15 protein-coding genes are annotated in these 20,065 nt (G+C 52.4%); 6 read left to right on the top strand and 9 right to left on the bottom strand.

The annotated features are described in order from the left end of the window. Nucleotides 1–9: 9 nt before the first annotated feature. Nucleotides 10–1,422: an argininosuccinate lyase gene (argH, locus tag IPK30_04765; GenBank protein ID MBK8102596.1), complete on the top strand. Its 1,413-nt coding sequence runs from the start codon at nt 10–12 to the stop codon at nt 1,420–1,422. Nucleotides 1,423–1,509: 87 nt separating this feature from the next. Beyond that, nucleotides 1,510–2,673: a Fic family protein gene (locus tag IPK30_04760; protein ID MBK8102595.1), complete on the top strand. Its 1,164-nt coding sequence runs from the start codon at nt 1,510–1,512 to the stop codon at nt 2,671–2,673. Between the two features lie 18 nt (nt 2,674–2,691). Here the strand turns inward: IPK30_04760 and IPK30_04755 are convergent, their stop codons facing one another. The 7 genes from IPK30_04755 to IPK30_04725 form a co-directional block, all read right to left on the bottom strand. Further along, on the bottom strand, nt 2,692–7,146 hold the full coding sequence (locus IPK30_04755; GenBank protein ID MBK8102594.1) for an AAA family ATPase: 4,455 nt from the start codon (nt 7,144–7,146) through the stop codon (nt 2,692–2,694). Nucleotides 7,147–7,262: 116 nt separating this feature from the next. Continuing rightward, nucleotides 7,263–8,081 carry a symmetrical bis(5'-nucleosyl)-tetraphosphatase gene (locus tag IPK30_04750; GenBank protein ID MBK8102593.1) on the bottom strand — a complete coding sequence of 273 codons (819 nt, stop codon included), beginning with the start codon at nt 8,079–8,081 and terminating at the stop codon, nt 7,263–7,265. A gap of 4 nt (nt 8,082–8,085) precedes the next feature. Then, nucleotides 8,086–8,454, bottom strand: a complete 369-nt coding sequence (gene apaG / locus IPK30_04745) for a Co2+/Mg2+ efflux protein ApaG (protein ID MBK8102592.1) — start codon at nt 8,452–8,454, stop codon at nt 8,086–8,088. After that, nucleotides 8,430–9,257, bottom strand: a complete 828-nt coding sequence (rsmA, locus tag IPK30_04740) for a 16S rRNA (adenine(1518)-N(6)/adenine(1519)-N(6))-dimethyltransferase RsmA (GenBank protein MBK8102591.1) — start codon at nt 9,255–9,257, stop codon at nt 8,430–8,432. Before rsmA ends, apaG begins: the two co-directional genes overlap by 25 nt. Before the next feature lie 5 nt (nt 9,258–9,262). Next, on the bottom strand, nt 9,263–10,252 hold the full coding sequence (gene pdxA / locus IPK30_04735; GenBank protein MBK8102590.1) for a 4-hydroxythreonine-4-phosphate dehydrogenase PdxA: 990 nt from the start codon (nt 10,250–10,252) through the stop codon (nt 9,263–9,265). After that, complete coding sequence (locus tag IPK30_04730; GenBank protein ID MBK8102589.1) at nt 10,253–11,260, bottom strand: peptidylprolyl isomerase; 1,008 nt, start codon at nt 11,258–11,260, stop codon at nt 10,253–10,255. A 33-nt stretch (nt 11,261–11,293) separates the two neighbouring features. Continuing rightward, entirely contained in the window at nt 11,294–14,221 is a 2,928-nt protein-coding gene (locus tag IPK30_04725) for an LPS-assembly protein LptD (protein MBK8102588.1), read from the bottom strand. 149 nt (nt 14,222–14,370) lie between these two features. Between IPK30_04725 and IPK30_04720 the strand changes: the two genes are divergently transcribed. The 4 genes from IPK30_04720 to IPK30_04705 are packed head-to-tail and all read left to right on the top strand — an operon-like array spanning nt 14,371 to nt 17,810. Beyond that, nucleotides 14,371–15,402 carry a phosphotransferase gene (locus IPK30_04720; GenBank protein MBK8102587.1) on the top strand — a complete coding sequence of 344 codons (1,032 nt, stop codon included), beginning with the start codon at nt 14,371–14,373 and terminating at the stop codon, nt 15,400–15,402. After that, the gene (locus IPK30_04715) at nt 15,399–16,079 is read left to right on the top strand and encodes a nucleotidyltransferase family protein (GenBank protein MBK8102586.1); all 681 of its coding nucleotides are present in this window, start codon (nt 15,399–15,401) and stop codon (nt 16,077–16,079) included. The genes IPK30_04720 and IPK30_04715 overlap by 4 nt, the downstream gene beginning before the upstream one ends. A 31-nt stretch (nt 16,080–16,110) precedes the next feature. Beyond that, on the top strand, nt 16,111–16,506 hold the full coding sequence (locus IPK30_04710) for a TM2 domain-containing protein (protein ID MBK8102585.1): 396 nt from the start codon (nt 16,111–16,113) through the stop codon (nt 16,504–16,506). A gap of 2 nt (nt 16,507–16,508) precedes the next feature. Then, the gene (locus tag IPK30_04705; GenBank protein MBK8102584.1) at nt 16,509–17,810 is read left to right on the top strand and encodes a hypothetical protein; all 1,302 of its coding nucleotides are present in this window, start codon (nt 16,509–16,511) and stop codon (nt 17,808–17,810) included. On the opposite strand, the gene IPK30_04700 is transcribed toward IPK30_04705, so the two are convergent. Further along, complete coding sequence (locus tag IPK30_04700; GenBank protein MBK8102583.1) at nt 17,807–19,087, bottom strand: DUF21 domain-containing protein; 1,281 nt, start codon at nt 19,085–19,087, stop codon at nt 17,807–17,809. The genes IPK30_04705 and IPK30_04700 overlap by 4 nt on opposite strands. 63 nt (nt 19,088–19,150) lie before the next feature. Continuing rightward, nucleotides 19,151–19,960 (bottom strand): cytochrome c biogenesis protein CcsA, encoded by an 810-nt coding sequence (gene ccsA, locus IPK30_04695; GenBank protein ID MBK8102582.1) that lies wholly within the window; start codon nt 19,958–19,960, stop codon nt 19,151–19,153. Nucleotides 19,961–20,065 lie beyond the last annotated feature (105 nt).

The following is a 20,065-nucleotide window of genomic DNA, read 5'->3' as shown; positions in this document are numbered from 1 at the left end:
GACAAAAAAATGCCACCGCCGCAGGACGATAGCACGATTAAACCGTGGGGCGGCCGCTTCAGTGAAGCGACAGATGCCTTTGTGGAGCGTTTTACTGCCTCAGTGGTCTTCGATCAGCGTTTGTATCGGCAGGATATTCGCGGCTCACTCGCGCACGCACAAATGCTGCACGGCGCCGGTATTTTGAGTGATGCTGATTACAGCGCCATTCAGCAGGGTTTGCGCGATATTTTGGCGCAGATTGAAGCGGGCGATTTCGCGTGGTCGATTGCACTGGAAGATGTGCACATGAACATCGAAGCGCGTTTGACCGATGCCATCGGCATCGCCGGTAAAAAATTGCACACCGGCCGCTCGCGCAACGATCAAGTCGCCACCGATGTGCGTTTGTATTTGCGCGATGAAATTGATGCGATTTGCGGCGAGCTGACGCGCTTGCAACGCGGCATGGTGGAATTGGCAGCGCGCGAACACGCCACCATCATGCCCGGTTTTACGCATTTGCAAACCGCGCAGCCGATTACCTTTGGTCATCATGTCTTGGCGTGGAATGAAATGTTGGAGCGCGATTATTCGCGCTTGCAAGATTGCAGAAAACGCTTGAATCAATCGCCACTGGGTGCGGCGGCGCTGGCGGGCACCACCTATCCGATAGATCGCGCACTCACGGCTTCGCTGCTCGGTTTTGATAAACCGACAGAAAACTCGCTGGATTCAGTGAGCGACAGAGATTTTGCGATTGAGTTTTGCGCTGCCGCCGCGCTGATCACCACGCATTTGTCGCGCATGAGTGAAGAGCTGGTGTTGTGGACATCTTCGCAATTTAATTTTGTGAATTTGCCCGATCGTTTTTGCACCGGCTCCTCCATCATGCCGCAGAAAAAAAATCCCGATGTGCCGGAATTGGTGCGCGGCAAAAGCGGGCGCGTGAACGGCCATTTGATTGCGCTGCTCACGCTGATGAAGAGCCAGCCACTTGCGTACAACAAAGACAATCAAGAAGACAAAGAACCGCTGTTCGACACGATAGATACGGTGAAAGATTGCCTGCGTGCGTTTGCCGATATGATTCCCGCCATCGAACCCAAACGCGAAGTGCTGTACGAAGCGGCGCGGCGCGGTTTTGCAACGGCAACAGACCTCGCCGATTATTTGGTGCGCAAAGGCGTGGCGTTTCGCGATGCGCATGAAATCGTCGGCAAAGCCGTTGGTCACGGCGTAAAAACCGGCCAAGATTTGGCCGAGATGTCGCTGGCGGAATTGCAAACTTTTGGCGCGATGATCGAAGACGATGTGTTTGCGGTGTTGACACTGGAAGGTTCGGTCAATGCGCGCAATCACATCGGCGGCACGGCACCGGCACAAGTGCAAGCGGCGGCGGCGCGCGCAGCGGCGCTGTTGGATGCGCGTGGGCAAGGCTGATAATCACATGGCCTAAAATTCAATTCATGTGATAGGCTATCTATCATATAAATTGAATTTATAGTCGTATCAAAGGCTGGTTATCACATGTCTGCTTCCAATCCTGCTCACCGAGCCGGTCAATATGTGCGTCAGCCCACGGGTTACCGTGCATTTATGCCGGCGGCTCTTCCGCCGCATCCACCATTGGTTCTGGATGCCGAACTCACCGGCCTTTTGTCCCAAGCTGACCGCGCCCTTGGGCGACTCGATGGCTCTGTGCTGACTTTGCCCAACCCTGATCTTTTCATGCTCATGTATGTCCGCAAGGAGGCGGTGCTGTCTAGCCAGATCGAAGGCACGCAAAGCTCCTTGCAAGACTTACTTGCCGCTGAAGCCGCTCTGTACGATGAAAACCGTCCACATGATGTGGATGAAGTTATCAATTATGTTCGTGCCATGAAGCACGGGTTGAAGCGGCTGCACGAATTGCCCGTCTCAGTGCGGCTGGTGCGTGAAATTCATACTGAGCTGATGCAAGGTGTACGCGGTAGCCGTCTGCAACCGGGCGAGTTGCGTGAAAGCCAGAACTGGATTGGCTCGGCGGGTTGCACTCTGAACACAGCCACTTTCGTACCGCCACCGGCACACGAAGTACCGCGTGTACTGGGTGAGTGGGAAAAATTCCTGCATGCCGATGATGGCCTACCACCACTGGTGAAAATTGCGCTGGCACATGTGCAGTTTGAAACTATCCATCCGTTTCTTGATGGCAATGGCCGTGTAGGGCGTTTGCTCATCACTTTCTTGCTGACCGAGTGCGGCGTGTTGCACAAGCCCGTGCTGTACCTATCGCACTACCTGAAACAGCACCGGCAAGCCTATTACGACCATTTGCAGGCGGTGCGCGACAAAGGTGCATGGGAACCGTGGCTGGTGTTTTTCCTGCGCGGCGTGATTGAAGTGGCAGGCGAGGCAACGAATACCGCAAGACAAATCCAGTTGCTGCGTGAAAAAAACCGCAGTGCGATTACCGAGCATTTAGGGCGTGCAGCGGGCAATGGTCACCGCGTGCTGGAAAAACTGTTCGACCGCCCCATCGTTTCCGTAACAGATGTGCAGCAACTAACAGGCACTACTCATGCTGCGGCCAATACATTGGTGCGGCGCATGGTGGAAGTAGGCATTTTGGAAGAGATTACTGGCTATGCGCGAAACCGCCGTTTCCGCTACGGTGCCTATGTGCGCCTGTTCTCTGACGAGATGGCATAAAAATATGTACAACTGAAATTAAAGTTCATCATTTTCAGGGAAAAACTCTGCACGGATTTTTTGAGCCAAGCGCAAAATTTCTTCATGAGTGACATCCGCTTCTGTGTTGTCATTGATAGCGCTTTCGTCAGTTTCTGCATAAATTTCAAGCTCTTGTAAGCGAGTTAGCAATCGCTTCACTGTTCTAGTCGTTTCACGAAAGAACTCACTGCCACGAATGCGATGAAACTTCCAACCCAGTCTTTCCAAAACAGCTTGACGAGCGAGATCTTCAGCAATTTTTTCTGAACCGCTGTGCCAACGGTCACCATCACATTCAACGGCTAGTTTTTTTCCGTTGCCTTCCACCACCAAATCAATGCGATAAAAACCAACACGGTATTGCGCCTGAACACGGAATCCATGGGATTTGAGTTCATGAGCGACCAGCCGCTCAAATTCTGATTCATGTTTGGGATCATCGGTTTGTGCTTCCTTGATTTGCCTTGCTTCGGCGTACTCTAGCAATTCGCGCCGAATGTCGCCTGGCTTCAAATCTGTTGTATGAGACAGTGAATGAACAATCCACATCTGATCTTGCGCACGGCTTGCTGCTACATTGAAACGCTTTTTGGTCGATTCATTTGCGCCTTCGCCTTGCTTCCTCATCGGGCCGTCGCCTTCGTTGCTGTCCACCATGGACAACAGCATGACTTTGCGTTCGTCACCTTGGAATTGCGCAGCATTGCCACAAATGATTTTTCGAGCCTCAATTTCTTCAATGGGTAAGTGCTCTCGTAACATTCGCTCAATCAGCTGCGCCTGTTCTGCACCTAACAGAGAAATGACGCCAATACTTTGTTGCGCGTAAGCTTCGTGCTGGCACATCGCGGCAATCAAGGCGACGATTTCTTGTGCCTCCGTTTGATTGATTTTGCTACGTCCTTCTCGTTCTCCATTTACACGGTGCGAAATGATAGGGCGCAATTTGCTGGAAGATGCTTCGCGCAATGGCTTGATGCGTCCTTCATAACTCAATTGGTTACTGAATCCAATGATGGACGGTACGCAGCGGAAATGTTCCGACAGGCTCAACATTCCTGAAGTGGATTGTCGCGTCAGGTCATAGAGCGAGAGTTGGCCGTCATAAAGTGCAGCATTCGGGATGCCAGCCAGAAATTGCGACTGAAGGTTTGCAGCTATGGCAGCCATTTGCCCCACTGCGTCTGGGCTGACCTGCTCGTGATCGCCGACGACCACTATCTTCTTACCGAGGTAAGCGGCCAGCAGGCCTTCTAGCCCTGCTTGGCTGGCCTCATCCACAATCACGACATCGAAATTGGCATCCGCTGCGGTGAAACTCTGGAACACTTGTGCCATCGGCATGATCCAGACAGGAACAGCGTGCTGCCCGTTTCGCAACTGCTCACGTGCTTGCACACGGTAGTGTTCTGCATTACTCCCCGTTCCTTTTCCGATCCTCCGCATGAAGTCGAGCCAGCCAACTAGGTGTTGCCGAAAACGCTCTGCTGCGGATAGTTGGCTTGACCATGCACTTTCGGCAATCAAATCGCTTGTCACTCGTTCTAGGTCGCGGTTTTTCTCACTCAGCTCAGTGGCAATTTCCTCGGTATTGAGTTGATGGCGATAAGCCAGCTCATCATGGATCTGTCGCCAGCGCCAGGCGAAGGCGATGTCTCGTTCAGAGGGTAATGGCTCGTTGTGGTACTCGATCCGCTGGCTGATAGCGGCTGCCCAAGCAGTGGCTCCTACGCCCAAAGCAGCGAGGAGTTTGTCTCGATTTTGATGAATAGGCAGCAGGTCTCGTAGTTTTTGCAAAGCCAGTAGCGCACGGCCATACGCATCGACATCCATTTGTGCAAGTGAAGCATCAATATCGGCAATAGCACTGTCGGGCCGTATATTTGGCACTTCGCGGCGAAGCCGATTGCGCCATTCTGCAATCTGCTCGCCAATAGACTCGTGCTCCCGCTGCGCCAGCCATGCTCGTAACTCGGGGAGCAGATGCTCTCTCAATAGACTGTGAGCGCGGCCGAGTCGTGATCTTAAACCGCTCTGAGGCGGCACAAGAGATTCAATATCGACCCATGACTTTCCGAACGGTGTGGTCTTTTCTGACATCACACTCCAGTAACGCTCGCTCCACTGCAAGGCTCCTTCAATGTAGGGAAACCATTGGATGGTATGAACTTCTGGCTTGGTATCCGGTAATGCTGATGCGCCCAAGGCTTCCACTTGTCTTTGCCAGCGCCGCCGTAGCTTTTCACGCTGTAAATACAATTCCAGCCACAGGAACAGGGCTTGACATTCCTCAGTAGTTTTCGGTTCTCGCCCATTGCAGCGAGCTTGTTGAAGTAGCTTGCGCCAAGCACTTGCTTTGCTGATGGGGAACTTCCACACGGACAAACCTCGTCCGTGCTCGGCATGGGCGTGGATCGTCTTCAGATCCGTCAGCGCGTCTTCTGTGCAAAACTCCACGGGCAGCTCTGGTGCGTACTCAATTATCGTGCTTCGTGCTGCCGCTTCAATACGAATCGTTTCATCTGCGATGGATTTCAAGTCTTTCCACGCTGCGCCGCTATCTTGATCGAATCCCGCCTCAACCAAATCAAGCAGCCAAGTTCCTGCTGCCTCAATTCTTTCGAGTTCCTGAGCGCCATGTTCCACATGGTCAAGTACGGATTTCAGAATTTCTGCTCTAACCGAACAGTTCGGCCAAATGGGATGAGTAATGCTGCTGGCCTTCGCTTTCAGGCTCTGAACATGATTCACTCGCGCCGCCCAATCCGCAGCCGCGGGCAGCCACCCATCGGTAGGCAGCCCAGCCCGCAATTCTGCTTCTACCTGCTCCGTAATTTGCTGTTGGCTGCGATAAAGCGATTCGACATCGGCAATGTTCAAAGGGCAGACTTTGCCGAGCTCATTCCATTGTAGTGGCCCAGGTATCCAGTCATGCTTACTCGCATTTTCGTGTGCAAAGCGCGCAGCTTTTGATGGGGAAAGCGCCTCGCCACCTATTACAATCTCGTCGTACTCAGCCTTGACGCAGTCTCTCTGCTTCAATCTCAGTTGACGGATTTCTTCAATCAGCTGTTTCCTGTCAGCAGTTTTATGTTTGACCGTATCTCGCAGAGAAGTTTGTCCTTCTTGCATCCGCTCCGCGATAGCGCGAACAGCTTCGTCCAATTCCTTGCGACTGCGCGAAGGGTCGTCTATGACGCTTACACACAGCGATCGTATGTTCTCCGGCACTTTATCTCGTAACACTCGCAGCGCCTTGGATGTGTGGCTGGTGACAAGCACGCGCTTGCCTTGCGCCAGCAAGTGTCCCAGCAGGTTCGCAATCGTGTGCGTCTTTCCCGTGCCCGGTGGCCCTTGTACAAGCACCGCATCCTTCCGCTCCAACTGGCGAGCCAACGCCAGTTGTTCCATATTTGCAGGCAAGGCAAAAAGAATTTCCTCGTCCTCATTCGCCAAGTGTGTTGAACTTCCACCTTCTGTTCTTGAGTCTTCTTCATCGCTTCGGGGGCTTTCAATACCAGCCAAACGCCGTAGATAGATGGGAAGCTGCGCTGCTGGTTTGTTGGCCAAATCTTCTAGCACAGCTGTCGCAGCTCGGGCAGGCCAGCCTCCCCTGTCACGCAGAAATATTACCGGAGCAAGGCTGATTGTCGCATCGGCAAATCCATTGGTTCCGCGTATCCAATCTCCAATGCTCTTGACCAAAGTTTGCGTTTCCACATCCAAAGGATGCAACTGTTTCAGTCGTTCACGCCAGCCGGATGCCGGAGCCAAGTCAATGCCAAGCTCGGCAAGCGACTCCGAATAAAGCTCCGTTGGCTTGTCTGTTTCCGACAGAACGAAGCGGTTTTCCCGGATGTCGAACTCCAGCCCCAAAGATTTCAGAATCAAGGGATGGTTATAATTCATCGCATTTCTTTGATGCGCGAGTGTTGCAACGCCGAGCACAAGCTCGACTCGCTCCGCCTCTCTTTGAAGCTCGGCACGAAGGGTTTGCAGCGTGGCGAATAGGCTTCGTACGGGTTCGTGCCGTTGCTCAATGTCTGCCCATGCTTGGCGTTTATTTGTCCATTCCAACCATGAGGTAACTCTGGTTGGTTGATCTTCAAAGCGGTCTATGTGGGTCGTGCCATCATTTGCACGGAATGATTTTTCCGGCACATTCATGGCCTTCTTGTCATAACGCTCCCAACCTGGTAGCAGCCAGTTCCGAATTTGTGCCGGTGGCAGTGGGCAGGGGGTTGGTGGCAGCAGCTTGACGCGCAACAACCATTCCCGTTCATCCTCCGCGCCGTTCCACCACTCGATCCATTCGCTGGTTTGTGGCAGCGTATCGAACTTCAGTTGCAATTCACGGAGGGGCTGTTCGTCAAGGCGGCGCTTAATGGGATATTTGGACGAAGTAAATGCACGGACGAACTCAAATAGTTGAGATACCTTGTCACGTTCCACTGAATTATTGCAATCGTTTGGCATGCTGCCTACTTGTTATTGTCTCGACATTGATGATCGTATGTTAACAAAAGGGTGAACTACAAATTTGAATAGGTCGCGTAGAAAATGCATCCCTACGAAGAATAAAAATACTGCCCGTCATCCAATCGCAGCATTGTTAAATGCCTGCCCCATACGCAGCCGCTGTCCAGCGCGATGATGTTGTCATGGTTGGTGCTGGCTTCTAACGCCGCCCAATGCCCGAATAACACGCGCCAACCGGCGGGCGGTGCAAACCGCGTGAACCATGGCGCGTAGCCAGCGGGAATATTGTCCACGCCTTCTTTGTATTGCAGTTGCAAAGCATTGTTGTGTTGTTCTTGCTCGCTCTCAGCGCAGATGCGCATGCGCGTAAAGGCATTGGTGATAAAACGCAGGCGATCAAATCCTTGTAAATCATCGCGCCAATTATCCGGTTCGTTGCCGTACATCGCGCGCAAAAAATCTTTGCATTGGTTGGACTGCAAAACCGCTTCCACTTCTTGTGCCAAAGTTTGCGCTTTTTCCAATGTCCACGCAGGAAAAATACCGGCGTGAATTAACGCCAGTTTTTTTTGTGTGTTAATCAGCATCAACGGTTGTTGCCGCAACCAAGCCATGAGTTCGTCGCGATCGGGCGCGGTTAAAATTTCGTGCAGTGTGTCTTTGTTTTTGCTGTTGGTATGTGTCAGTGCGACAGCAAGTAAATGCAAATCGTGATTGCCTAACACGGTTTGCGCGGCGCTGCCCAAGGATTTAATAAAACGCAAACATTCTAAAGATTGTGGGCCGCGATTGACCAGATCACCCGTCAACCATAATGCATCGTGCGCAGGATCAAATTGCACCGCCGCTAACAATTGTTGCAGTTCGCGAAAACAACCCTGCAAATCGCCGACGGCGTAGAGTGCCATGCGCTTAGTGCAGCGAGCCAGGTTTGGCGAGTGTGAAACGCGGAATCAATGCTTTGAAGTTGTCGCCATTTTCACGCTGCATGGTGTAGCTGCCTTCCATGGTGCCGACGGGTGTTTCCAGAACTGCGCCGCTGGTGTAGTGATGCGTGGCCTGCGGTGCAATCCACGGCTGCTGACCGACTACGCCGTCGCCGCGCACTTCTTCTACTTTGCGATTGCCGTCGGTGATGATCCAGTGGCGGCGCAATAATTGCACCGGCGCATCGCCGTTATTGGTAATGCTGATGGAGTAGGCAAAGGCAAAACGGTGAATAGCAGGTGAGGAATGCTCCGCTAAATAATGCGTTTTTACTTGGATGCTGATGCCGGACATTCAATGTCTCCATGCAGAATATTGGCTAAGTGTACAAAATCGCTGACGGAGAGTGTTTCTGCGCGCGCATCGGGCTTGATGTTGGCAGCGAGAATTTGCGCTTCACTGGCGATCGTTTTTAATGTGTTGCGCAGCGTTTTGCGGCGCTGCTGAAACGCCGTATTCACCAAGGTAGACAGCAGTTGTTCGTCTTTGGCCAGTGTGGCAGGTGTGCGTGGTTGCAAGCGCACAATGGCGGACATCACCTTGGGTGGCGGAAAAAAGCTGCCGGGCGGCACATCAAATAAATGTGAGACATGGCAGTAGTATTGCGCCATCACACTCAAGCGCCCGTAATCTTTGCCGCCAGGTTCTGCTGCCAGTCGTTGCACCACTTCTTTTTGCAGCATGAAATGCATGTCGCGTATCCACTCACGCTGTTGCAATAAATGAAACAGCAGTGGCGTGGAAATGTTGTACGGTAAATTGCCCACCACGCGCAGGCTGTGCGGCGCGGGTGATAAACTGGTGAGATCAAATTTCAGCGCATCACCTGCACACAGAGAAAAGTTTTTTTCCGCCGCAAATTTTTCTTGCAGCAGCGTGACCAAATCGCGATCCAATTCAACAGCCGTGAGTTGTGGCTGATAGACGAGCAGAGCTTGCGTCAATGCGCCTTGTCCGGGGCCAATTTCTAAAACGGGTTCATTTTCTTTTGGCGCGATGGCGCTGACGATGCGTTGAATGACGCGCGCGTCGTGCAAAAAATTTTGTCCGAAGCGTTTGCGCGGTGTGTGTGTGGCAGAAGGCGTAGTGTCGCGCACGAGTATCACCGTTGGCTGTGTTGCAACATTTGCACGGCGCTGTCGATGGCGTGTTGCAAGCTACTGTGTTGCGCGCGCCCTGTGCCAGCCAAATCTAAAGCGGTGCCGTGATCGACCGAGGTGCGTACAAAAGGCAAGCCGAGCGTGATGTTGATCGCCTCGCCAAAACCGTCCGCTTTTAATACTGGCAAACCTTGATCGTGATACATCGCCACAAACACATCGGCTTTTTCTCGCAGTGTGCTGGTAAAAGCCGTATCAGCTGGCAGTGGTCCTGTGAGTTGCAAACCTTGTGCGCGCAGTTCGTGCAGCACAGGTGCAATCACATCGATTTCTTCGCGTCCGAGATAACCGTTTTCACCCGCGTGTGGGTTGAGTCCACACACCAAAATCTGCGGTGCATGGCGCGTGAAATAACGCTGCATATCAGTGTGAATAATTTGTAGCGTGCGGCGCAAGTTGTCGGCAGTAATCGCATCCGGCACGGCGCGCAACGGCAGATGTGTTGTCACCAGTGCAACACGCAAACGCGGCGTGGCGAGCATCATCACCACTTTGTCGCAATGGGTGAGTGCTTGTAAAAATTCAGTGTGGCCGCTGAATGCGATACCCGCTTCGTTGATGACGCTTTTTTGCACGGGCCCTGTCACCAGGGCGAGTTGTTGCGGCTGTTGCAAGCAATCATTGGCAGCGGCTTGCAAACACTGCAACACATAATGCGCATTTTTTGTGTCTAAGTTTCCGGCGCTAACACTGGCAGCACAATGGTACGCGCGAATATAAAGCGAACCTGCTGGTGCGGGTGCTGTCGGAATTTCGTGGGTGATGGGATGTAATTGCAACGGCAGTTGCAACTGTTCTGCGCGCGCTAGTAGCAACGCTGGGTCAGCGTAGACGACGATGGGTTCAGCTTGTGCGCGTTGGGCGATCTGTACGGTGATATCTGGGCCAATGCCTGCCGGCTCACCTGGCGTGAGTGCAATGGCGTGTGTCATTTAGTTGTTGATTTTGACATAAGCCTGATCGCGCAATTCTTTCAACCAGCGCGGTAATTCGTCTTGGAATTTGCGTTTGCGCAAAATCATTTGCGCTTGCTGCCGCATGATGGTTTCACTCATGTTTTGTGCACGGCGATCCAATACTTGTACGACATGCCAGCCAAATTGTGTTTGAAATGGTTCCGATACGGAGCCAACATCGGTGTTATTCATGGCGTTTTCAAACTCAGGCACTACTTGTCCTGGCGATATCCAGCCGAGTTCGCCGCCTTTCAGTGCGGAACCTGGGTCTTCAGAGTCTTTCTTTGCCAGTGCAGAAAAATCGCCGCCTTGCTGCACAACGCTTTGAATTTTGCTGAGCAGTGAGCGGGTTTCATCATCATTGCGAATGGCTGAAGGCTTGATCAGAATGTGGCGCGCCTGCGTTTGGTTGATGGGTTTATCAATAGCTTCTTGCGTGGCTAATCGGCGACCTTCTTCAGATGCCAAAAAGTTATCGACATCTTGATCAGATATTTCAATGCGCTTAATCACAAACGCTTGTTGCACTTGTTGCAAAATCATTTGGCGACGGATGTTTTCACGAAACATGCCAAAAGGAATACCTTGTGCGTTTAATTCACGGCGAAATACTTCGGTACTCAGTTTGTTCTGTGCGGCAACTCCGGCGACAGCGGCATCGAGTTGCTGTTTGCTGACTTTGATGCCGGAGCGTTCGCCCATTTGCAATTGCAGGCTCTCGACAATCAATTTCTCCAACACTTGCTGTTGCAAGATATTTGCAGGCGGTAAAGGTTGCTTGGCTTGTTGAATTTGTGATGCAAGCATGCGTGTTTGTAGTGCCAGCTCGCTGGCCATGACGACATCATCGTTCACAACGGCGATGACTTTATCCAGCGTTTGTTGTGAGCTCGATTCTGCTTGTGCGGTGAGTGCAGCAGATAGACAGCTTGCCGTGAGCAGCACTACAGCAAGGCTGCGGCAGGTAGAAAAAATGTGTTTCATTACGGAATACCTTTTGCGTTTCCTGCGCTTGCGTCAATCAATAGTTTTGTAACGGTCTTCGTAGCCGAAGATGCTGTCAGACAACATGCCTTCTACGCTGTTGCCCACATTGCCGAGGCTTTTGAATTGCACTTGTAGAAAGATGCCATTGTCGGTGTCTTGCATATCGACATCGCTAACAAAATGTTCGTTGACCACCCACTGCCGCGCGATAAAACGCACCGCGATACAGCAGTCGTCATATTCCACGCCGGCGATAGTTTCTAAGTTGCGGTTGTTGGTGGCGTCGTGGTTCCAGTGACCGATCAAACTCCATGCGTTGTTGAGTGGATACGCGCCCGATACATAGAACTGCTGCACGGTGCGGTCGGTGTAGGAACCTTGACCCAAGACAGGGGTAATTTGATTCATGCCGGCAATGGGTTGCATGGTGATGGGGTCGTACACAGGTGACAGCTGACTGAGTGGCAAACCGTTGCTCGGGTTGAACACTGCAGGTTGCCATTCTTCCGCGCGGTTTATGTATTGATAGCCGGCATTGAACAGCGTGCCTTCGCCATCACGATAGCGCAGCGCTAATGTTTGGCGCTCACGGCTGTCGGTATCTTCGTTCCACAGCGTTTCAGTGCGCACATCCCACTCGCGCGTCAAACGCGCCGCTGCATCGAATACCAGTGCAGAGCGTGTACGGTCGCGCTCGTATTCGGCGCGCACAGGATCTTCTTCGACCACAACATCGCGTTCGTCAAAGTAGAAAGCTTGGCCGATACCGACGCGTAGCAATTCGCGACCGGTAACGGGGCTCAACAAGCGTGAGCTGACGCCCAATGAGAGTTGGTTGTTGTCGTCGATGTAGTCTTCACCGGCGAGGCGGTAATCGCGGAACAACTGTGCGTAAGACATGGAGAGCGCGTTGCTATCAAAGTTGTACATGTCATCCTGATCGCCAGGATTCGAATAGTAGTAGAACAAACGCGGTTCCAGTGTTTGCGTGTAGTCGTTGCCGAACAGGCGTGTGTCGCGTTCAAAAATTAAACAGCTGTCGAGGCTGACATAGGCAGCCGATGCTGATGGATTGCTATCTGGCGTAAAGAAAGTGGTTTCATCCAGCGATTGCGACACATGGCGCACGCCCAGTTTGGGTGTAAAAAAGGCACCGGCACTGCGCAGCGGAAACGCAATGTTGTAATCGAGTTTTGTGCGTTGACCGGCAATAAACTCGCGCTCGCCTAAATAAGCTATACGATTGGTGTAAGGGTCAATAACGGGCTGGCCTGTCAGAGAATCAAACAGCGGCGTGTAATCGGTATCAAAGTAAATGCTGTTTTGCGTACGAGCTTCGTGTTGGTGATCAAAACGCGCGAAGGAGTGATACAAATTGGCGACCAAACCGTTATCGAAGTTGTAATTGCCTTCAGCAAACAACGCTGGCAATACTTGATGAGGTTCAACCAGTTGATTGTCACGCAAAACATTTCTGTACCAGAAAGGTACTTTTCCTGCGCGAATAGCGTCATCCACATCATCAAACAAACGCGAATCGCTCAGTGTTTGGAAATCTTTTGCCATCACACCCAAACGCCAGTGTTCGTCTGGCAGAAAGTCAAACTGTGCTTGTTGACGCAACTGCGATTTGTTGACGCCGCTGATGCCGTCGGAACCCAAGTCGTGGAAATATTGTGAATCGCTGACGGAGGAGTAATCCACCATGCTTTCCCAATGTTCCGCTGCGCCATTCTGTTTGAAATTGAGGAACCAGCGATCGCTGTCTATGCTGCGACCGGCGTCTTGGTCGCCGGGCAAAATACTAACCATTGCACTGCCGTAAGTGTGCTCGGTCATGTAACGGCCGTTGGCGCTGAGCATCAAGCCGCGATCGGTCATCAAACGCGGCGTGAGTATCAAATCGTAATTCGGCGCGAGGTTGAAATAATAAGGTGTGGCGATATCAAAACCGTTTTCACCGAAGCCGAATGAAGGCACCAAGAAGCCAGTCATGCGCTCGTTGCCAAGCGGAAATTGCAAATACGGCGAATAAAAAACCGGCACGCCTTTTACGCGTAGGGTGACATTGCGTGCGCGACCTTGCGAATCGTTCGGATCTAGCGTTAACGAACTGGCGTTGAGCGTCCACAATTCGCTGCCGACAGGGCAGTAGCTGTAGCTGGCATCGGTCAGTGCGACTACGCCGGTGTTACTGCGACTCAAACTTTGCGCTTTGCCTTGTGCGTGCGCTTTGTGCATTAAATATTGCACGCCTTCCATTTGTGCGGTGTTTTCATCCACCTGCATATCGGCGCGCGTGCCGGTTAATAACAAACCGGGTTCGCGCAGGGCGACATTGCCGCGCAGTGCCACTTGGCGCGGTTCTCGACGCAGCGTGGCGGTATCGGCACGCAAGTAACGATAACCTTGGCTCACTTGCACATTGCCTTTTAGGCGTGTGACTTGGCCGTTGATGTCGGTATAGGTTTTATCAGCGTGCGCCAGAATTTCTGATTCTTCGGGTTTGGTTTTGTCTTTGCTTTCTGTGGGGTCAACATACATGCCGCAGCACATTTTGGCTTCGTGTTTTTGTGCGCCGCTCAATTGTTTTTTCTGTTCTGCAGTGAGCTTATCGTACGGCACCCAATCGTCAGAGATGCGTGTGCGGTGTGTGGGATCGTTAGGGTCTTTTGATTCGGAATTTTCGTTGGTGTTTGTGTCGGTGCGACCGTAAGCAATGGCTTCAATCGTTGCATCCTCTGCGGATTGTTGAGGCTTGCTGGTAGCGACCTCTGCGCCGCTTTCTGAGGTGACGCCGGTGCCGGTTTGACACAGCCATTCACCGCGTTCATTCAGGTTGCAATCCCAGCCGGATGCTTGTGCAGAGATTGAAGTCGCGGTGGCGAGCACCAGTCCTAAGCCGGTCAATGTCAGGCGCGCTAAGTGAAGTCGCGCGGAGGGCAGAATCGGGTTCATCAAGTCGTTTCCATGCAGTGCAGTGCGTTCCCGAGAGCCGCAGACGCGAGGTGTTCGGGCGGGCAGTAAAGCGCCGCATTGTAAAGGATTTGCAAGCACTGTGGCGCAAGACAGGCAGGCGTTAGAATGCCGCGTTTGTGGCGTTGGAAATGGGCGAGACAGTGGAGCAGCAGTTAGCAGCATGGGTAAAACAGCAGTTGTCGCAGGAGCAGGCGGTGACACTGCAAGCCCTCTCGGGCGATGCCGGTTTTCGGCGCTATTTTCGCGTGAGCAACAGTCAGCCGCCGCTGATGGCGGTGTATGCGCCGCCAACGACGGAGAACAGCGAGTTATACCTTGCCGTGTCCCAGATGCTCGCGTCTGGCTCGGTGCGCGTACCACAAGTGCAAGCGGTGGATCTCCAGCGCGGCTTTTTGTTGGTGGAGGACTGCGGCGACCAGCTGCTGTTGTCGGCGCTAAACCCAGACAGCGTAGACGCGTTTTACCATCAAGCTATGGACATGCTGGTAGCTCTGCAAGCCGTGGCCGTGCCAGAGGGCGCGCTGCCGCATTACGACGGTCAGCGCCTGTGGGATGAGATGGCGCTGTTTCCCACTTGGTTTGTGCAAGGCTTGCTCGACCAGCCTTGGGGGCGCAATGAACAAACCTTGCTAGACGAATGCTTCGATTGGCTGGTGGTCAGTGCACTGGAGCAGCCGCAGGCCTTGGTACACCGTGATTTTCACGCGCGCAACTTGATGTTGCACAGCCACAGTCAGCCGGCGGGCGAGCTGGTGACTATCGATTTTCAAGACGCGGTAACTGGCCCTATCACCTACGATCTGGTGTCTCTGCTGCGCGATTGCTACATCCGCTGGCAGCCGGCGCAGGTAGAAAAGTGGGCGCTTGCTTACCGTAAAAAACTTATACAGAAAGGTAGACAGGCAGGTGTATCGGATCAGCAGTTCATTCAGTGGTTTGATCTAATGGGTCTGCAGCGCCACATCAAAGTGCTGGGCATTTTTGCCCGCTTGTTTCTGCGCGATGGCAAGGCGGGTTATTTGCATGACCTGCCGCTCGTGCTGCACTACATACTTAGCGTGGCCGCCAAGTACCCGTCTGCTGCGCATTTTGTGGAATGGATGGAACAGCGCACCCTGCCTGCTTGTCGCCGCCAATCGTGGTGGAAGTCGCTGCCGTGAAGGCGATGATTTTGGCAGCGGGCTTGGGCACCCGTATGCGACCGCTGACGGATCACTGTCCCAAGCCGTTGCTGGGTGTGGCCGGCAAGCCGCTGATCGTGCGCCATATTGAGCGCTTGGTGGCGGCAGGCTTCCGCGAGCTGGTGATCAACACCGCTCACCTCGGCCACATGATAGAAGAGACCTTGGGCGATGGAGTCACTTGGGGTGTGAGTATTCACTACTCGCGAGAGGCACAGCCGCTAGAAACAGCGGGTGGTATTTTGAAAGCCTTGCCGTTGCTCGGCGACGCCCCCTTCCTTGTGATTAACGGCGACATTTGGACAGATTTTCCCTTGGCAACACTGCAGCAAGGCTTACCTGCCGATACGCTCGCGCATTTGGTGTTGGTGGATAACCCTGAACATCACCCGCAGGGCGATTTTGTGCTGCGCGAAGGTTGCGTGGTGCCGCGCGGTGCCCTGCAAGGGCTGACTTTCAGCGGGCTGTCCGTGTTGTCACCGGCATTGTTCACTGCGTGGTTTGCGCGAGTTGGTGAGACGCTGCCTTTGCGTGAGGTACTGTTGCCCGCAATGCAAAACGGCGCAGTGCGCGGTGAACATTACGATGGCTATTGGTTGGATGTGGGCACACCGCAGCGCCTAGAACAACTGGCACAAACATTGGTGCGTATATAATGCACCGTTGCATCAGCTTAAGGGTATTGTCATGACGCAACGCGATACACATCTCAAGGTCATCGGTTATCTGTTATGGATTTTCGGATTTCTCGGGGCGCACCGTTTTTATTACGGCAAGCCAGTAACCGGCACGATATGGTTTTTCACTCTGGGCTTGCTCGGCATAGGCTGGTTGATCGATTTATTTTTAATTCCCAGCATGGATAGACAAGCCGACTTGCGTTTCAACGCCGGCAGTATCGATTACAACCTCGCATGGATATTGCTGACCTTTCTGGGGTTGTTTGGCGTGCACAGAATGTATCAAGGCAAATGGTTGACTGGCATTCTGTATTTGTTGACGGCGGGTTTATGTGGCCTGGGCATTCTTTATGATTTCTGGACACTCAATGACCAGATTTCTATACAGAATGCGAAGGGATAAGCATGAAGTTTGTGGATTTTTTAAAAAGATCGTTGCTGCTGCGTTTGGTGGTGGCATACGGCGCGATACTGGCCGCTGTTTTTTTAATTATTGGGATTTTTTTTACGGCGCGTGTTGGCTTGGTGGTGAACAACGCGATGGATGCCTACGGTTCTGCCGTGGCCGAACAATTGGCACAAAACACGCTCGACGCCACTTTGCAGCATGATCAAATTGAGCTGCAGGCGCAGCTCTCGCGTTTGATGAAAGTGCCGAGTGTTGTCAGTGTCAGTATTTACGATGCCAGCAATAATTTGTTAGCGCAGGCCGGCGCAACGCCTAGCGAGTTAACGCATCGCGCTTATCTACGCAATTACTCTGCTACGCTCAGTCTCGGTGATAATTTGACCGGCAGTGTAGCGGTGACATTAGAAACAGAAAAAATCGAACATCTGTTCCCTGAAACACTCTGGCTATTAGCGGCACTGGTGATGTTGGCGCTGGTATTATTTTGGGTGCTCAGTTACTACTTCACACGCGAAATTCGTCAACAGCGCACTGACTTATCGATGGTATTGCTAGAGTCCGTTCCGCAAGAAGTGATGGATGCTTGCTTTACAGAGCGCCCCTCTCAACTCAATGAAAATGAAATGCGCCAACTGATGGCTCAATTGCAACGGCACACGCAGCAAATTCAAACACCTTCGCAAGCACAATTAAATGATGCTGCCGCTGATTTGTTGCACAACAATGACGGCTATGTGTATGTGTTGTTGGAGTGCCGCAATATTGATGTATTGCAGCGACAGATAAGCCGCGACCGTTTGCGCGCCTTGCTCGATCAGTTACAGCACTGCGTTAAAAAAACTGCGCGCTTGTATAACGCGCAGCGTATGCCTATGGCTGGCTCTTGTCTCAAATTGGCGATGCCGGCAGATGCAGTTGATTTGGCGGAAGTCTTGTTGCGCGCGGCCTGTTGCGCAGAGGTATTGATGGGCGTGTTACAAGCCTGTCGTGATGAGGAGTTAGGGATCCAGCTGCAGTGGACACTGGCTCTGGATCGCCACTTGCCGTGTGATAACGATATTTTGCGCAATCGACAACAGGCTGCGGAAGAGCAGCGCAGTCATTGGTTGTGTCATCAAGTGGGCAATGGGCAGTTGGCTGTCAGCGCAGAAGTGGGTGAGTTGTTGCAGACACAAGACAAGTTATCGCTCGTGGTAGAACACGGCGAAAGTGGAAAGCCATTTTTCCGCATTGCCAACTTTGTGCAGAGCCAGCGCGCACTGCTTGACGGTCAAATCGCGCGTTTGCTGGAGCACTAACGCGCAGATTTTTTCTCGAACGCAATGACGCGCTGAATTTTGTGGTCGGCAATGCTCTCGGTTTCAAAGCAGTAACGCCCGATCGTAAAGCAAATGTTTCCCATCGGGATTACACCTAAGTATTCAATAAATAAACCGTTCAGCGTGCGCGCACTGTTCGGTTTGATGGGCAAATGCCAGTCGAGGTGTTTGTTGATATCGCGAATATTCATACTGCAATCAATACGGAAGCGTTCGTCGGGTAAGCGTTCAAACGCGCTGTGACCCTCGCCAAAGTTGGTGGTGAATTCGCCAACGATTTCTTCCAGAATATCTTCCAGCGTGGCGATGCCCTGCACATCGCCGTACTCATCTACCACCAAACCGATGCGCCGTTTTTCTTTTTGGAAATTGAGCAGCTGCACATTGAGTGGTGTGGTTTCTGGGATGAAGTAGGGTTCGCGCATATTGGCCAAAATAAAATCGCGCACATCGCGTTCATTGGACTCGTCGTCGTATAAACGACCGATGCGTCGCATATGCAGTATGCCGAGTATGTTGTTGATCTCACCTTGGTAAACCGGCACCCGTGTGTATTCCGTGTTGCGTAGTAGAGTGAGAATTTCTGCATCGCTGCGATTCATGTCGATGCCCGTCACTTGCGCGCGCGGCACCATGATGCCCTGTACAGTCATCTGGCCGAGGTCGAGAATGTTGAGCAACATGCCGCGATAACGCGGTGAGATAATTTTTCCCGATTCGCGCACCACCGTGCGCAACTCATCGGTACTCAATTGGTCGTTGCTGGCTTTTTCTGGCGTGACACCAAACAAGCGCAAAAAACTGTTCGAGACAATGTTGGTCAGCCACACGAGTGGGTATAACACCTTCAACAATGGATACAACACAAAACTGGCGGGAAAGGCGATGCGCTCTGGGTACAAGGCGCCCAACATTTTGGGAATAATTTCTGCAAAGATAATGGTGACCAGCGTCATGGCAAAGGTGGCAATGGCCGCGCCGGTGCTGCCGTACAGGCGCTGCACCACAATGGCGGCAATGGCGGCCGTAGCGGCATTAGCGAGGTTGTTGCCGATCAACACAATGCCAAAAAAACGATCGGGGCGCGACAGCAAAAAATCGACCAGCTTTGCCGCGCGATGATTTTTTTTAATCAGATGACGCAGCTTGTAGCGATTCAAGGAAACGATGCCGGTTTCAGCGCCAGAAAAAAATGCACCCAATAAGGTGAGACAGGCCAAGACAGTGATCAAAAGCCCGATGGAAATGTCGTCCAAGAGAAAACCTTTTTAGAAACTAGAGAGTTTCATTGTCAGGAAATGCGAACAGCGGTGCAACTGTCAGAGTTGTAACAGCAGCTCCAGCACAAATTTGGTGCCGAAATAGGCGGTCATCAAAGCCAGAAAGCCACCTATCGTCCAGCGTATTGCTTGCTTGCCGCGCCAGCCGTGTTGGTGCCTACCCCATAACAGAATGCCGTACACCACCAAGGCGGCAAAAGAAAAAAACATTTTGTGCGCCAAATGTTGCGCCAGTATGTCGTGCAGAAATAACACACCACTGGCGATAGACAGCGCTAACAGCACGGCACCCGCCCATAACATCTGAAATAACAGAGACTCCATGGTTTGCAGCGGAGGCAGTTGCGCCATGACAGTTTGCAATTGCCGTGTCTTCAATAGGTGATTTTGTAACGCTAAGGCGAGCGCTTGCATGGTGGCAATGGTGAGAATGCTGTAGGCGAGGATAGATAGCAAAATATGCAGTGCCACGGGGTAACTGAGAGTGTGGGGTGTGTACGGACTTTCGACGGCAATAGAACACAACACGCCGATGGTGGTTAAGGCAAACAGCGGTGGTAGCAGCATATGCAAGGGCAGGTGAATGCAGCTCAATAGCACTGCAACACAAATGACCCAAAAAATGAGCGAAGACACATGGAAAAAAGAAAAATTAAAACCGGCAGGTGTGTCGATCAATGCGTAAACACTCCAGCCATGCAAACCGAGTGCTGCAAGTAAAACGAGGAGATACAGCAAGCGTTGCACACCGGATGGCGTAGGCACGGCTAAACGCCAATCGCGCCACTGCCAGCCGGCAAGGACAAGGTAGAGAAAACAGGCGAGTAATCCGACCAGCGTGGTGGACATAGCGATCCATCAAGAAAACAGAGTGTTAAGTGTGGCACAGACCTCGGCTGGGAAAGAAGCGCGCACAGAAAATTGCAACAAAAAGAGGCGCTGCGGCGCCTCTTT

This window comes from Cellvibrionales bacterium (genome assembly GCA_016713115.1).
Taxonomy (GTDB): domain Bacteria; phylum Pseudomonadota; class Gammaproteobacteria; order Pseudomonadales; family UBA7239; genus UBA7239.
The sequence above is the reverse complement of the archived record's forward strand: the minus strand, read 5'-3'. Positions and strand labels throughout refer to the sequence as shown.